The sequence below is a fragment of the Stenotrophomonas sp. YJH_SMC_48-3 genome (assembly GCF_059369375.1).
The window spans coordinates 183268-197466 of sequence record NZ_JCAFSQ010000001.1 but is presented as its reverse complement, the minus strand read 5'-3'; the positions used below and the strand labels follow the sequence as shown (position 1 = coordinate 197466).

General features: G+C 66.0%; 9 protein-coding genes and 1 tRNA gene. 5 read left to right on the top strand and 5 right to left on the bottom strand.

Annotated elements, in window-relative coordinates:
- Positions 1-87: 87 nt before the first annotated feature.
- Both AC5P65_RS00875 and AC5P65_RS00870 read left to right on the top strand, forming a co-directional pair.
- Entirely contained in the window at positions 88-1254 is a 1167-nt protein-coding gene (locus tag AC5P65_RS00875) for a nucleotide sugar dehydrogenase (protein WP_197575400.1), read from the top strand.
- A gap of 128 nt (positions 1255-1382) precedes the next feature.
- A tRNA-Arg gene (locus tag AC5P65_RS00870) sits at positions 1383-1459 on the top strand.
- A 51-nt stretch (positions 1460-1510) separates the two neighbouring features.
- Here the strand turns inward: AC5P65_RS00870 and AC5P65_RS00865 are convergent.
- The 5 genes from AC5P65_RS00865 to AC5P65_RS00845 form a co-directional block, all read right to left on the bottom strand.
- Entirely contained in the window at positions 1511-1972 is a 462-nt protein-coding gene (locus AC5P65_RS00865; protein WP_495215371.1) for an adhesin, read from the bottom strand.
- Complete coding sequence (locus tag AC5P65_RS00860; RefSeq protein ID WP_019661622.1) at positions 1969-2388, bottom strand: hypothetical protein; 420 nt, start codon at positions 2386-2388, stop codon at positions 1969-1971. Before AC5P65_RS00860 ends, AC5P65_RS00865 begins: the two co-directional genes overlap by 4 nt.
- Before the next feature lie 155 nt (positions 2389-2543).
- Positions 2544-3899, bottom strand: coding sequence for a Gfo/Idh/MocA family protein (locus tag AC5P65_RS00855; protein WP_495215370.1), 1356 nt, complete (start codon positions 3897-3899; stop codon positions 2544-2546).
- A 65-nt stretch (positions 3900-3964) separates the two neighbouring features.
- The gene (locus tag AC5P65_RS00850; protein WP_456115714.1) at positions 3965-6940 is read right to left on the bottom strand and encodes a TonB-dependent receptor; all 2976 of its coding nucleotides are present in this window, start codon (positions 6938-6940) and stop codon (positions 3965-3967) included.
- Between the two features lie 133 nt (positions 6941-7073).
- Complete coding sequence (locus AC5P65_RS00845; RefSeq protein ID WP_495215369.1) at positions 7074-10433, bottom strand: TIM-barrel domain-containing protein; 3360 nt, start codon at positions 10431-10433, stop codon at positions 7074-7076.
- 322 nt (positions 10434-10755) lie between these two features.
- On the opposite strand from AC5P65_RS00845, the gene AC5P65_RS00840 reads away from it, so the two are divergent.
- The 3 genes from AC5P65_RS00840 to AC5P65_RS00830 are packed head-to-tail and all read left to right on the top strand — an operon-like array spanning position 10756 to position 14192.
- Positions 10756-11910 carry an SIS domain-containing protein gene (locus AC5P65_RS00840; protein WP_227852315.1) on the top strand — a complete coding sequence of 385 codons (1155 nt, stop codon included), beginning with the start codon at positions 10756-10758 and terminating at the stop codon, positions 11908-11910.
- Positions 11903-12841, top strand: a complete 939-nt coding sequence (locus tag AC5P65_RS00835) for an ROK family protein (RefSeq protein WP_134730957.1) — start codon at positions 11903-11905, stop codon at positions 12839-12841. Before AC5P65_RS00840 ends, AC5P65_RS00835 begins: the two co-directional genes overlap by 8 nt.
- A gap of 16 nt (positions 12842-12857) precedes the next feature.
- Complete coding sequence (locus AC5P65_RS00830; protein WP_495215367.1) at positions 12858-14192, top strand: D-tagatose-bisphosphate aldolase, class II, non-catalytic subunit; 1335 nt, start codon at positions 12858-12860, stop codon at positions 14190-14192.
- Positions 14193-14199: the final 7 nt, after the last annotated feature.

Below are 14199 nucleotides of genomic sequence, written 5' to 3'. Positions count from 1 at the left end.
AGGGAATCCGGATGAATTCTTGATCCTCAGCTTTCAATTTCTCTGAATGCGCAGTTCACCTGGCGCCATGGTATCTGGGAAACTCAATTGAAAATTTCCGTCGTCGGCACCGGCTACGTTGGCCTCTCCAATGCCGTTCTGCTTGCGCAGAATCACGAGGTAGTGGCGCTCGACATTGATGCGGGGCGCGTCCAGCTGCTCAACTCCCGCAAGGCTCCCATCGAAGATCGCGAGATCGAGGAGTATCTGGCGCAGCGGTCTCTGAATCTCCGGGCGACGCTCGATCCGCAGGATGCTTATGCCGGTGCCGCGTTCGTGATCATCGCCACGCCCACGGACTATGATCCGCAGAGCAACTATTTCAATACCGGGTCGGTGGAATCGGTTGTCCGCGATGTCGTGGCAATCAACCCTGATGCGGTGATGGTCATCAAGTCGACCATCCCGGTGGGCTGCACGGACGAGCTTCGCGAACGCTTCGGCACCGGCAACATCATCTTCTCCCCAGAGTTCCTGCGCGAAGGCAAGGCGCTGTACGATAACCTGCACCCCAGCCGGATCATCGTGGGTGAGCGCTCGGAGCGCGCGGAGGCGTTTGCCGGGATGCTTCAGGAAGGCGCAGTGAGCAAGAACGTACCCACGTTGTTCACCGATTCCACCGAGGCCGAGGCGATCAAGCTGTTCGCCAACACCTACCTCGCCATGCGCGTTGCCTATTTCAACGAACTGGACACCTACGCCGCCTCGCACGGACTGGACACGCGCCAGATCATCGATGGCGTAAGCCTGGATCCGCGCATCGGCAGCCATTACAACAACCCTTCGTTCGGCTATGGCGGTTACTGCCTGCCGAAAGACACGAAGCAGTTGCTGGCCAACTACAGCGATGTGCCCCAGAACCTGATTCACGCCATCGTGGAAGCCAACCGCACCCGCAAGGACTTCATCGCCGACGAGGTGATCAAGCGAGCACCCAAGGTGGTCGGCATCTATCGCCTGGTGATGAAATCCGGCTCGGACAACTTCCGCGCCTCGGCCATCCAGGGCGTGATGAAGCGCATCAAGGCCAAGGGCATCGAGGTGGTCGTCCACGAGCCGGTCCTGCAGGTTCCGCACTTCTACAATTCCCGGGTAAGCAATGACCTGGAGCGCTTCAAGGCCGAGTGCGACGTGATCCTGGCCAATCGGTTGTCGCCGGAGATTTCGGACGTTTCAGAGAAGGTCTATACCCGGGATCTGTTCGGAAACGACTGACACCAGGGCCTCTGGCGACGAAGCCCCCTCCCCTGGCAGGCCACGCCCTAGCCGTCAGGGCAGATTTTTCCCGCGGAGTTCGCTAGAATCCCCGGCTACCACCGGGTAACCGGTAGTGGCAGTACAACGCGCCCGTAGCTCAGCCGGATAGAGTAGTGGCTTCCGAAGCCATTGGTCGGGGGTTCGAATCCCTCCGGGCGCGCCATCTTCCCCTGCTCGTTCCCGTCACCCCGGGCCTCTCGCTTGCGCTTCCACGTCAACGTGGCTCAGGAGCGAACGGCATCGAGCGATGTGTGCAACCTTGAAGATCGCGCACGACGATGGAAAGCGCCTGCCCCTTCTGCACGGCACCGGGCAGGAAGGCGCCCTTGCCGTCGTACAGGAAGGTTTCAATCTCACCACGTGCAACCACCAGGTCCGCAGCCGGCGGCTTGAGCTCTTCCCGAACAACACTGAAGGGACGCCAGGCCAGACCGTGTTCGTCGCGGATATCGGTCGATACCGCGTGTGCATGCGCCTGCCGATCCACGCTGGCCAGTGGCAGCCGTAGTGCCTGCGATCCCTCCGTAGCGATCTGGAACCTGCCAAGGACCACGGTATCCACAGTTTCACTGCCGATGTAGGTGATCGTGGCCTCGGGACACTGCACGGCATCGGCCGGGTGCGATGCACACGCGGCCATGCTTGCGGTCAGGAGCAGAATGATCGGCCGGATCATTGGCTGGCACCTGGCACATCGCTACCCTGCCCGGGGTTTGCAGCGGCGCGCGTAGTGGTAGCGCCCGGCCTGCGCGCATAGCTGTAATCGGGATCGCGCCAGGCGCGCACGATCGGACTTCGTGCGTGCCTGATCGCGCCGGGGACCCAGGACAACATCAACACCACGGCCCAGATCGCAGCCAGCCAGAACCATCGGCCCGAGGCATAGGCCCAGATCATGGGTAATGCAGCCAGCATTACGATGATCTGTGTATACAACAGGTAGAGCGTATACAGGCCCAAGCGAGGATCCGAGCGCAGCACCACGCCACATCCCCTGCATGCCGTCTTCGCCTGCCGTCTCGATGCGGAAAGCAGTGGAAACCGCTGCCCCGCGGCGCCGCAAAGTGGACAGGTGAAGGTCAGCAGGCGCATCAGGCAGCTCCTCTCTGTCGTTTGACATCAACTGTCCGGCACGAAGCCGAGCCTAGCATGGGCTTGGTAGGGGGACGCCACAAACAACAACGCCGGGCTATGCCCGGCGTTGTGTTCAAAGCAGTCGAGCATGGCTCGACTCTACACAGAGCAGATCAGTACTTACCATCGAACGCGAAGATCGGCTTGCGCGTCTTCCACGCACCAGCAGTAAAATCCGGGAACTCCAGCGTCTGGAAGCTGTTGGCGATCGACTGCTCGCTCAACGGCGTGATCGCACTCCAGGTCACCGCGTCGTAGATGTCGATCGGCATCGGTGCCTTGGCCTTCAGCGCCTCGACAAACGCGTGGATGACGAACCAGTCCATGCCACCGTGGCCGGCGCTGGCGGCGGTATCGGCATTCTGCTTCCACAGCGGGTGCTCGTACTCGTCCTGGTACTTCTTGAACTCCTCCCACTGGTGCGGCGGGCTGCGGCCTTCGATGTGGATCGAATGGTTCACGTCCATCCACAGACCCTTGGTGCCCTGCACGCGGAAGCCCATCGAGTACGGGCGCGGCAGCGAGGTGTCGTGCTGCAGCAGAATGGTCTCGCCGTTCTCGCACGCCAGCGTGGTGGTGACGATGTCGCCCAGCTTGAACTTCACCTGGGTGCTGGGGTGGGTGGTGCCGCCACTCTTGGCCACGGTGTATTCGTGCAGGCCGCGTGCCTTGGTCGCGAAGGCGTTGATGTGGGTGAAGCGGTTGCCACGGTTGATGCCGGTATACATCGCGCAAGGGCCGATACTGTGGCTGGGATACAGCTCGCCGTTGCGCTGCACCGAATGCTCGGTGCGCCAGCGTGCTTCGCTCCAGCCCTTGGGACCGAACTCCACGCCGCTGTCGTACGGCTGGTTGGGATCGCCGGAATTGAACTTCACCCCACGCAGATCGTGCTGGTAGCCCGCCTGCAGATGCACCAGCTCGCCGAACAGGCCCTGGCGCACCATCTGCAACGCCGCCATCACGTCGCGGCGGTAGCAGACGTTCTCCAGCAGCATGTACGGGGTACCGGTGCTCAGCTGGGTCTTCAACACGTCCCAGTGGTCCTGCAGGGTGATGCCGGCCACTACTTCGCAGCCCACGGCCACGCCGGCCTGCATCGCGGCAATCGCCATCGGCGCGTGGTACTCCCACGGCGTGGCGATGATCACGCCATCGATGCCCTTCTGATCCAACAGGCGCTTCCAGGCATTGGTGTCGCGATCCTGGCCGTAGGTCTTCGGGGCCGGCTTGCCGGCCTTGGCCACCATGTCCATGGCGCGGCCGAGCATGATCGGCTCGATGTCGCACAACGCGACCACCTCGACATCGTCGCGGCGCACCAGCTCCTTCAGCAGCACCAGCCCACGCATCCCGGTGCCGATCATGGCCAGGCGCACCTTGCGCCCGCGTGCCCATGCCGGGGTCTGCGGCAGCAGGCTGCTGGCGGCGACAGCGGCACTGGCCGCGATGAATTCCCTACGCTTCATGGCAGACATCTCTCCTCTTGGCAGCGAGCCGGCCGTAGCCGGCCCGCCGGGTCACGCAAACGGAATTACTTGAATCGGTAGCCGATGGTCACACTGTAACCACGACCGAAGATGGTGGCGTAGTCACTGGAGTCACCCAGGAAGCTGTTCGGATCGTAGAACGGCAGGCGGTTGAACAGGTTCTTGACGGTGAAGCTCAGGTTCCACGCGTCATCCGGGCGCCAGGTGACGCTCATGTTGGCGGTCCACCACGACGGTGCACCATCGCACTTGCTCTTCTGCAGGGCCAGGTAGCCGCCGGTGCAGGTTTCCTTGTTGTTGCTCTCTTCGTCGATCTGGTCGGTGGCCCACTTGGTGCCGCCCACGTAGTTGACGAACATGCTGGTGGTCACCTGCTTGTAGGTCCAGTCTGCATTGAGCGTGGCACGCAGGCGCGGGTTGTTGTAGTAGCCCACCACGTCGCCGTAGTACCAGCCGTTCTCCGCGTCCATGTAGAAGCGGTTGCGGTTGGCGATGGTGGCGGCCAGGCCGATGTTCAGGTTGCCCCAGTCGCCCAGCGAGAAGCGGCTGCGCGCGTCGATGTCGAATCCGTCGATCAGCGTCTTGCCGCGGTTCTTGTACTGGCCGACCACGCTGGCCACGTTGCCGGCGGAGTAGCCCGGCAGGGTGGCCGGGCAGCTCACGCCGCTGGCCGGGTCGGCGCACATCGCCGCCAACTGGGCAAGATTGGCACGGTCGCTGTCGGTGATCGGCGAGCGCGACATCGAGATGATGTCTTCCATGCGGCGGTAGTCCGGCGCGACGATTTCATTGTCACGGTAGATGAACCAGTAGTCGGCCGACACCGACAGCCAGGTTGCTGGCTCGTATACGAAGCCGAGGGTGGCGATCTTGGCCTTTTCCGGCTTCAGGTCCTTGTTCGGCTGGGTCATGCGCGCCACGGTGCGGCTGCAGTCGACGTTCAGCAGGTTCTTGCCGAGGTCGACGTCACCGGGCCGCTGCGACTTCAGCAGCAGGTTGGCGATGGCGTTGGTCTCGCCGCAGCGCAGCTCGTCACGGAAGCCACCGAGCTGTGCGAACACGCCGCCATTGCCGGACTCGGCCAGGCTCGGTGCGCGGAAGCCGGTGGAATAGGTGCCGCGCAGCATCAGCTGGTCGAAGGCCTGGTACTTGAAGCCGATCTTCGGCGCCACGTTGGCACTGAAGTTCGGGTACTTGTCCACGCGCACCGCCGCATCCACTTCCAGCTTGTCGGTGATCGGCGCCACGGTCTCGGCGAACAGCGCGTAAGTGTTGCGCTTGCCATCGAACCACGAGCCACCCTGCTGGGTGATCAGGCCGTTGGCCGCATCCGCATTACCCGGGGTGTAGAAGGTCTCGCGGCTGGCGTTGAAGCCGAACGCGGCGCGCATCTCACCGGCCGGCAGCTGGAACAGCGGTCCTTCGATCTTGCCGTCCAGGGTATGCAGGCGGGTCCACGACTGGATGTCGAAGGTCGGGAACGCCTCACGGATCAGCGCGGCGTTGGCTTCGCTGATCTCGCCGAACTTGTACGCCGGGTGGTCGGAAATGATCACCCGACCGGTACCCGGATCGATCGTGTACGGCCCGAACGCCTTCTCGAAGCCCTTGGTGTTGACGTTGATCGTCTGGTAGGTGGTGGAGTGGGTACCGGCGCTGGCGAAGGCGGTCTCCCAGTTCCAGTCACCTCGGTTGCCACGCGCACCGGCCAGCACGCGGTAGCTCTTGTCGGTGTTGCGCTGGCCGAAGTAGTTCGGGCCGGCATCCTGCAGCAGGTAGTTCAGGCCGACCACCCCGCCCATCATCGCCTTCAACTGCGGACTGGCATGGTTGTATTCGTTGTTGGGGCCCAGGAACGGGTACAGGAACTGGTTGACGGTGTTGCCGGTATTGCGCGAGAACCAGCTGGTCGGGTTGCCGGTGGTGGTGCCGTAGGTGCGCGGCGTGCCGCCGTTGGCGCGCAGGTCGATGTCGGTGTAGGTCGCCTCGGCGAAGATCTCGGTGCTGTCACCCACCAGGAAAGTGCCGTTGAGGTAGGCGGTGTTGCGCTCGGACTTGGCACCGGCGTCGATCTCGTTGTTCATCCAGGTTTCCCAGACGCAACGCGGGCCGGCCGCTTCACTGGTCAGCACGTTCCTGCAGCCCGGCGCGGCTTCCTGCACGCGGCGGCCGGTGACCGGATCGAAGGCGAAGTAAGTGCCCGGATTGAATTCACCCGGCTTGCTGCCCACGCCCAGGCGCAGGTTGTTGAGGTAGTTCGGATTGTTGACGTAGTACTGGTCGGGCCGCTTGTCGTAGAAATCGCTCAGCGGAATCGCGTCGCGGCGGTACATGTTGACCGCACCGTAGATGTTGAAGCGGTTCTCGGCCAGGTCACCGAAGCCGGCGGTGATGCTGGCCTGGCGCTCGCCGTAGGAGTCGATGCGCGAGGAGGTGTCGTTGGTGAAGCTGACCTCGGCGCCCTGGAAGTTGCGCTTGGTGATCACGTTGATCACGCCGGCCACCGCGTCGGTGCCGTACACCGCCGAAGCGCCGTCGGTCAGCACTTCCATGCGCTCGATGGCCGCAGCCGGGATCGCGTCGATGTTGACGAACTGGGTCTGGAAGCCGGCCGGTGCACCGTAGTACGACAGGCGACGACCATTCAGCAGCACCAGGGTGCCCTGCGCGCCCAAGCCACGCAGGTTGGCCTGCGAAGCACCGTCGGAACCGGTGAACAGCGAACGCGCGTCCTGCTGCGCCGGGCGGGCGGCCGGCAGGTTGTCGAGCACCTGCAGCAGCGTGCGCGCACCCATGTTCTGGATGTCCTGCTTGCTGATCACCTGCACCGGCGAGGCGGTTTCAACGTCGGTGCGGCGGATGTTGGAGCCGGTGACCTCGATGCGGGCCAGGTCGGTGGCCTTGTCCTTGCTCTCCTGGGCGAAGGCAGGAACGGCGACCGACAGCAGCACGCCGGCGATGGCCAGCGACAGCGGAGCGATCGAACGACAGGGGGGGCGGTGGTGGCGGGCGGGCAACATCGGGGTTCTCTCCTGGCAGGGGTGCAGCGCAATAAGTGAGCGCGTGGGCGTTCGGCGGGCAAAACGCTCCCGGGCCACGGCCACGAGGGCCGTAGTCGGAATGGGCGGGGGGAGGAGCGGTGTTACGAGGGGGTCATGGGGCGACGATGCTGGCGGAGTCGCCCTCCTGGCCGATCAGTACGGCGTTGGCCCAGTTGGCACAGACCTGGGCGGGTTGGCTGCCCTGCGCACCCAGCGTGCGCAGGCTCAGGGTGGAAAGGCCACGGATGTCCAGCTCCGGCTTGACCACGCCGGGTGCCTTCACCAGGCCGCTGTCGTACAGCAGGCGGTTGTCACCCCAGACCTGGAACTGCAGGCCACCGGCGCTGCGGCAGGCGTCGTCGATGCCGAGGTCGGCACGCAGCAGGTGCCAGCCGCCCTGCAGGCGCAGGTCGATGCGGCTGTTGGCGCCGACGCCCAGGCCACGGCGGAACTGCAGGCCGTTCATGCGCATGCCGGCGTCGCCACGGAACGACTGGTCGGCGCGCACCTGGCTGGCCAGCGCGGCCGGCACCGGCAGCTCGGAGAGATAGCGCTGCCGGGCCGGTCGCTCCGGTTCCTGGTGTTCGAGGATGTGGAAGGTGGACAGTGCGATCGGGCCGACGTCGCGCGGCTGCAGCGCATCGAAGGCGCGGGCACTGCCCTGTGCGGCGGTAACCATCGGATCGGTGCTGCTGGCGCCATCGCCTTCCGGGTTCTGCACGCTCAGCACGCGGAAGCGCAGCAGGCGGCCGGCATGGGCCGGGAACGCGATGCGCTGCACGCCTTCCTTCAGCTGCAGGCGGCCACGTGCGATCGGCTCACCCCATTCGCCATTGCTGTCGCCCAGGTACACCTCGTAGTCGCGTACCTGGCCGTGCTTCCAGTTCTTGTCGTTGCGCGGCGCGATGTCGATGCCATCGATCATCCTGCGCTCGCCGAACCCGATCACCCACTCATGCGCACCGGTGCGCACGGCTTGGTTGCGCACACTGCGGAACCAGGTGGCCGGATCGTCGTCGAAGGCATTTTCCAGCGCATGGCCAGGCTCTTCGGCCGGGCGGTTGACCACCAGCAGGCTGTCGGCCGGCAGTTCGCGGCCCAGCACCGGCGCGGCCGGATAGGCATCGTCGGCGGCCGCAGCGGCCACCGCGAAGTCCAGCTGCAGCTGCAGCGGCTGGCGGATGTCCTGGGTAGCGGTACGCACGTGCAGCGTGCCACGGCGCTCCTTGGCATCGAAGTACCAGCCTTCAGCCGCACCGTTGAACGCCGCCGCATCGGCCAGCGCCGGCAACGCGCGGCCACCGGCCTGCACCGCACGCGGCGCCTGCCGGCTGAGCACGCGCAGGCCATAACGGCGCTGCGCCAGCTGGCCGTTGTACTGGCCCTGCACCGGATCGATCTGCACCTGCACCGGGCCACTGCCCTGCACCGGCGCCTGCACTCGGATCTGCTGCGTGCTCGACTCACCCTGCTGGTAGCGGCGCGTGTTGCCATCGTCTTCGTACAGCGTGTACTGCGACTCGCCCTGCGGATACAGATCGAAGGTCACTTCATCGAGCGGCTTCTCACCGTCGAACAGCATCGACGGGTACATCGGCAGGATCGCTCCGGCACGCACGAACACCGGCAGCGTGGCCAGGTCCACCTGGCGGTCGAGCTGGCGACCGTCGGCGCCGGCCTGCACGCGGCGGCCGTCCCAGTAGTCGATCCAGCCGCCGGCCGGCAGGTGGATATCGCGGCGCCAGCCACGGCTGGCCGCCTGGCTGCGGTACACCGGCGCCACCAGCAGATCGCGGCCAAGCAGGAACTGGTACTTGTAGGTTTCATCCTGCGCATGCGGGTCGCGCGGGTTGTCCCACATCAGGCCGCGCACCGGCGGTGCACCGGTCTGCGCGGCCTCGTGCACGAGCCCGTACATGTACGGGGTCAGGCGCATCTTCAACTTCAGGTAATCGCGGTTGATGCTGCGATAGGGCTCGTCGTACCACCAGGGGTGCTTGCGTGCGTTCGACGACCAGCCGCTCATGCCCATCAGCACCGGGGTGAAGGCTTTCCACTGCAGGTCGCGGGTGAAGGTCTCGGCGCTGCCGCCGAAGATCGCATCGACGTCGCCACTGGCGTAGGCCATGCCGGACAGGCCCGAACCGACCAGGGTCGGCACGTGCCAGCGGATGTAATCCCAGCTGCTGCTCTGGTCGCCGGTCCATGCCACCGCGTAGCGCTGGATGCCGGCCCATCCCATCACCGTCCACAGGAACGGGCGCGAATCGGAGTTGTCGAGGATGCCGTTGAACGCCTGACGGTTGGCGTCCATCGCGAACTGGTAGCCCTTGCCGGTCCAGGCCACGTCCAGCTTCTGCACGCGGCTGCCGGCCTTGCCCACTTCCCAGGCGATCTTGTCGACGCCGTTCTCGGTCCACAGACCGGTGCGGAAGCCGTACTTGGCCAAGCCCTGCACGGTTTCCGGCAGCTTCTTGTAACCGCAGCCGTAGCCATCGTTGGGCAGGATCCAGCCACCGGGCATGTCGTGGGCGCGGTACTGCTTGGCCACCGAGTCGATCACATCCGGCGTGGTGCCGGTCGGGCCGTCACTCCAGCCTTCGGGCACGGTGCCGGGCTTCTTGCTGTTGTCGCCATCGTTGTAGCAATCGGCGTCGCCGTAGGACAGCGCCCAGCGCGCGACCATGTTCGGGCGGCCAGTCAGCTGGGTGTAGCGCTCGATCAGTTTCGGCAGGTCGGCGCCGACGAAGTAATAGGCATCGAAGCGGTCTTCGCGATGCAGCAGCGTGGACTGGTCGGCCTCGCGCAGATCGTAGCTGCCATCGCTCCAGGTATTGCGCAGCATGCCCCAGCCACGGCTGCTCAGCAGCATCGGTGCAGGGCTGGGGCGGTCGCCCTCTTCCCAGCCGCCGGAATAGGACACCTCCAGCTCGCGGCCCTTGAACTGGTAGCGGCCGTTCTGCTGGCCGCCACCGAAGTAGCCCTCATCGGCCTGCGAGGACAGCACCTGCACGCTCTGCGTGGCATCCAGGTCCAGCGGCTGCAGTTCCTGCCACAGCGCGGTGGGTTGGCCGTTGTCCAGCCGTTCCAGGCGCATGCGCAGCGGCTGCCGCTGTACATGCAACACCAGTGACTCGGTGCGCACGCGGATTTCCTGCGCGTCTTCTTCCAGCTTCGCCTGCACGTTGGCCTTGGGCTGCGGCAGCACGATCGGTGCGGCCTTGTCGCCGGCACCGGTCAGCGTGCCATTGCGGCCTGCCTGCACGCGGATGATGTCGGTGGCCGGCAGTTCGATGCGGAGGCGCGCGCCCTTGTCGGTGTACAGGTCCCAGCCCTGCACGCCGTCGCGGCTGGCGCTGGCGGCAACCGAACGCAGGTTGCCGACCGGCTCGGCGCGGGCCGTCATGGACGCCAGCATCAAGGCCGGCACCAGGGCCAGCATCAGCGGCGAGCGACGAACGCAGATTTCCACACGGACTCCCAACCCGTTTACCGGGCGTTTCGAAAGCGGTTGGGCCGACTCTAGGGCAGCGATTCGAAAGATGTCAACAAATTGAAAGGAAAAAGGAAGATATATTCCTTTGAAACGAAAGTTGTTGCGTTGCAATACTTTGTGTAAACGCTTGCAGCCGCCTGTTAAGCGTTGTGCGATACGGCATTTGCCCCGTTCTTTCGTTTTCCCGAGCACTCGGCAGCGAGAAAAGTCATCGCGCTATTTTCTTTCTTTTTACTTTCGATGTTTGACATTTCGAAAGAAAACGCAGATGGTGCGCTGGCCCAACTGGAACCTCCGAATGGACGTCACCCTGCTTTCCGATGTGTCCGCCTGGCAGCGCCTGGGCGGAGCCGATACCGCTACCGAAATCGCCCAGCAGCCCGCGCTGTGGGAAGCCCTCGCCCAGGACCTGGCGCGTGCCCGCGACCGCCTGCAGGCCTTTCTTGGCAACAGCCTCAACGATCCCAACCAGCGCGTGCTGTTCACCGGCGCCGGCAGTTCGGGCTTCATCGCCGAGATGGTGGCCGACGCGATCAATGCGCAGTGGCCGGCCGAGGTGCGCGTGGTGCACACCACCAGCCTGCTGACCCATCCTGCGCTGTACCTGCAGCGCGACCGCCCCACCCTGCTGGTGTCGTTCGGCCGCAGTGGTTCCAGCCCGGAAAGCGTGGCCGCGGTGGACCGCGTGCGCGCCGATGTGGATGAGGCACGCTTCCTCGACATCACCTGCAACGCCGATGGCGAACTCGCCCGTCGTGGTGCCGGCCGTGCCGATACCTGCACGCTGCTGATGCCGTCGGCCAGCTGCGACCGCGCCTTCGCCATGACCAGCAGCCTGACCTGCATGCTGCTGGCCGCACTGACCGTGTTCGATCGTTCGCCGTGGGATGCGCGCGTGGCGCGCCTGAAGCAGATCGCCGCGCTGGCCCGCGAAGGCCAGGCGCAGTGGGATGCACCGGTGGCGGCGCTGGCGCAGCGCCCGTTCAACCGCATCATCTACCTCGGCAGCGGCCCGCTGGAAGCGCTGGCGCGCGAGTGCGCGCTGAAGGTGCTGGAGCTGACCGCCGGCCGCGTGCTGGCGTTGGCCAACACGCCCCTGGGGTTCCGCCATGGCCCGAAGTCGACGCTGGACGGCAACACCCTGGTGGTGGTGCTGCGCAGCGTGCAGCCGCTGGCGCGCCGCTACGAACAGGACCTGCTGGAAGAGCTGCGCCGCGACGGCGTGGCCGGCCAGGTGCTGGCGATCGGCCCGCATTCGGACATCGGCGCCGATGACGAATACACCCTCACCGTACCGGCACTGGACGATCCGTGGCTGGCACCGGTGTGGCTGGGCTTCGCGCAGTTGTTCGCGCTGCAGCGCTCGGCCGCGCTGGGCCTGACCCCGGACAACCCGTTCCCGGACGGCACCGTCAACCGCGTCGTCAAGGGCGTCACCATCCACCATGGCTGAGCTGATCGCCCACGCCTGCTATGGCATCGACATCGGCGGCACCAAGATCGAGCTGGTGGCGTGCGATGCGGCGATGCAGGTCACCTGGCGCCGCCGCGTGGCCACCCCACAGGGTGACTACGACGGCTTCCTGCAGGCGGTGGTGGCGCTGGTCGCCGAGGCGGACGCTGCCCTCGGCCGCAGCGATGCGGCCATCGGCATCGCCCTGCCCGGCGTGCGCGACCGCCGCAGCGGCCGCCAACTCAGCGCGAACGTGCCTGCACTGACCGGCCAATGCGTGGCGCAGGATCTGCAGGCACGCCTGCAGCGCCCGCTGCACTTCGGCAACGATCTGCAGTGCTTTGCCCTGTCTGAAGCGCACGGCGGCGCGGCTGACGGCTACCCCAGCATGTTCGGCGCCATTCTCGGCACTGGTGCCGGTGGTGGCTTCTGCCTGCAGGGCCGCCTGCTGACGGGTTTCAACGGGCTGGCCGGCGAATGGGGCCACTGGAGCGTGCCCGGTCATCTGCTGCAGCGCCACGGCCTGCCGCTGATCGACTGCGCCTGCGGCCTGCAGGGCTGCGTGGAGCGTTATGTGTCCGGCAGTGGCGTGGCGATGATCGAGCGCCACCTTGGTGGCAGCGCCGCCGACGCCAGCGCCGTGATCGCCCTGGCCGAAGCCGGTGATGCCCGCGCGCGCAAGGCGCTGGACATCCACCGCGACCTGCTCGGCCACAGCCTGGCCGCGCTGGTGCTGGCGCTGGACCCGCACGTGATCGTGCTCGGCGGCGGCCTTTCGCAGTACGCGCCGCTGTACCAGCGACTGCCCGCCGCCATCGCCACCCACCTGTTCAAGGGTGTGCAGGTGCCACCGATCGTGCCGCCACGCTTCGGCGATGCCGGTGGCGCACGTGGTGCCGCCCTGCTCGCCTGCCAACCCTCGTTTTCCTGATGTCCGGAGCCTGACCATGTCCCCGTTGCAGACCCTGCTTGCTTCCCACCGCGCCGGCGCCAACGTCGGCCTGTACAGCGTCTGCTGCAGCAACCAGCAGGTGCTGCGCGCGGCCATGCACGTCGCCCTGGCGCATGGCACCGTGCTGCTGATCGAGGCCACCTCCAACCAGGTCGACCAGTTCGGCGGCTACACCGGGATGACCCCGCCGCAGTACCGCGACTACGTGGGCACGCTGGCCGATGAAGAAGGCTTCCCGCGCGAGCGGCTGATCCTGGGTGGCGACCACCTCGGACCGAATGCCTGGCAGAAGCGCCCGGCGGCCGAAGCGATGACCCACGCGCGCGTGCTGATCGAAGCCTACGTCGCCGCCGGTTTCCACAAGATCCACCTCGATTGCAGCATGTCCTGCGCCGATGACCCGGTGCCGCTGCCCGACGCCATCGTCGCCGCGCGTTCGGCCGAGCTGGCCGAGATTGCCGAACGCACCGCCGCCGAACACGGCCTGCCGCCGCCGGTCTACGTGATCGGTACCGAGGTGCCGATTCCCGGGGGTGAAGCCTCGCTGGCCGAGGGCCTGCAGGTGACCACGCCCGCTGCTGCCGCGCAGACCCTGGCGATTCATCAGCAGGCGTTCGATACGCCGCAGCTGCGCGATGCGTGGCAGCGCGTGATCGCCATGGTGGTGCAACCGGGCGTGGACTTCGACCACAGCAGTGTGCACGAGTACGACCCGGCCGCCGCCAGCACGCTGGCCGACTTCCTCGAACAGCAGCCGCGCATCGTGTTCGAAGCGCATTCCACCGACTACCAGCGCGAAAGTGGCCTGCACGCCTTGGTGCGCGACCACTTCGCCATCCTCAAGGTCGGCCCGGCGGCGACCTTCGCCTACCGCGAAGCGCTGTTCGCGCTGGCCGCGATCGAGGCCGAACTGCTGCCGGCCGCACAGTGCTCGCGCCTGCCGCAGGTGCTGGATGAAGTGATGGTGGCGCAGCCGAAGTACTGGCAGTCCTACTACCAGGGCGATGAGGCAGCGCTGCGCCTGCTGCGCAGCTATTCCTTCAGCGACCGCTGCCGCTACTACTGGGGCGAGCCCGCGCTGGTGCAGGCGGTGCAGACCCTGTTCGCCAACCTGGAACAGCACGCGCCGCCACTGGTACTGCTCAGCCAGTACCTGCCGGAGCAGTACCGGGCCGTGCGCGAGGGCACGCTGGCCAATACGCCTACCGCGCTGGCACGGCATCGCGTCGGCCTGTGCCTGGGCGAGTACGCCCGTGCCTGCAGCGCCAACCAGGCCGGAACCCGCACGCATCACGCAGACGCGGCTGCCGCCATTGCTGCGAACGGCTAATCTTTAC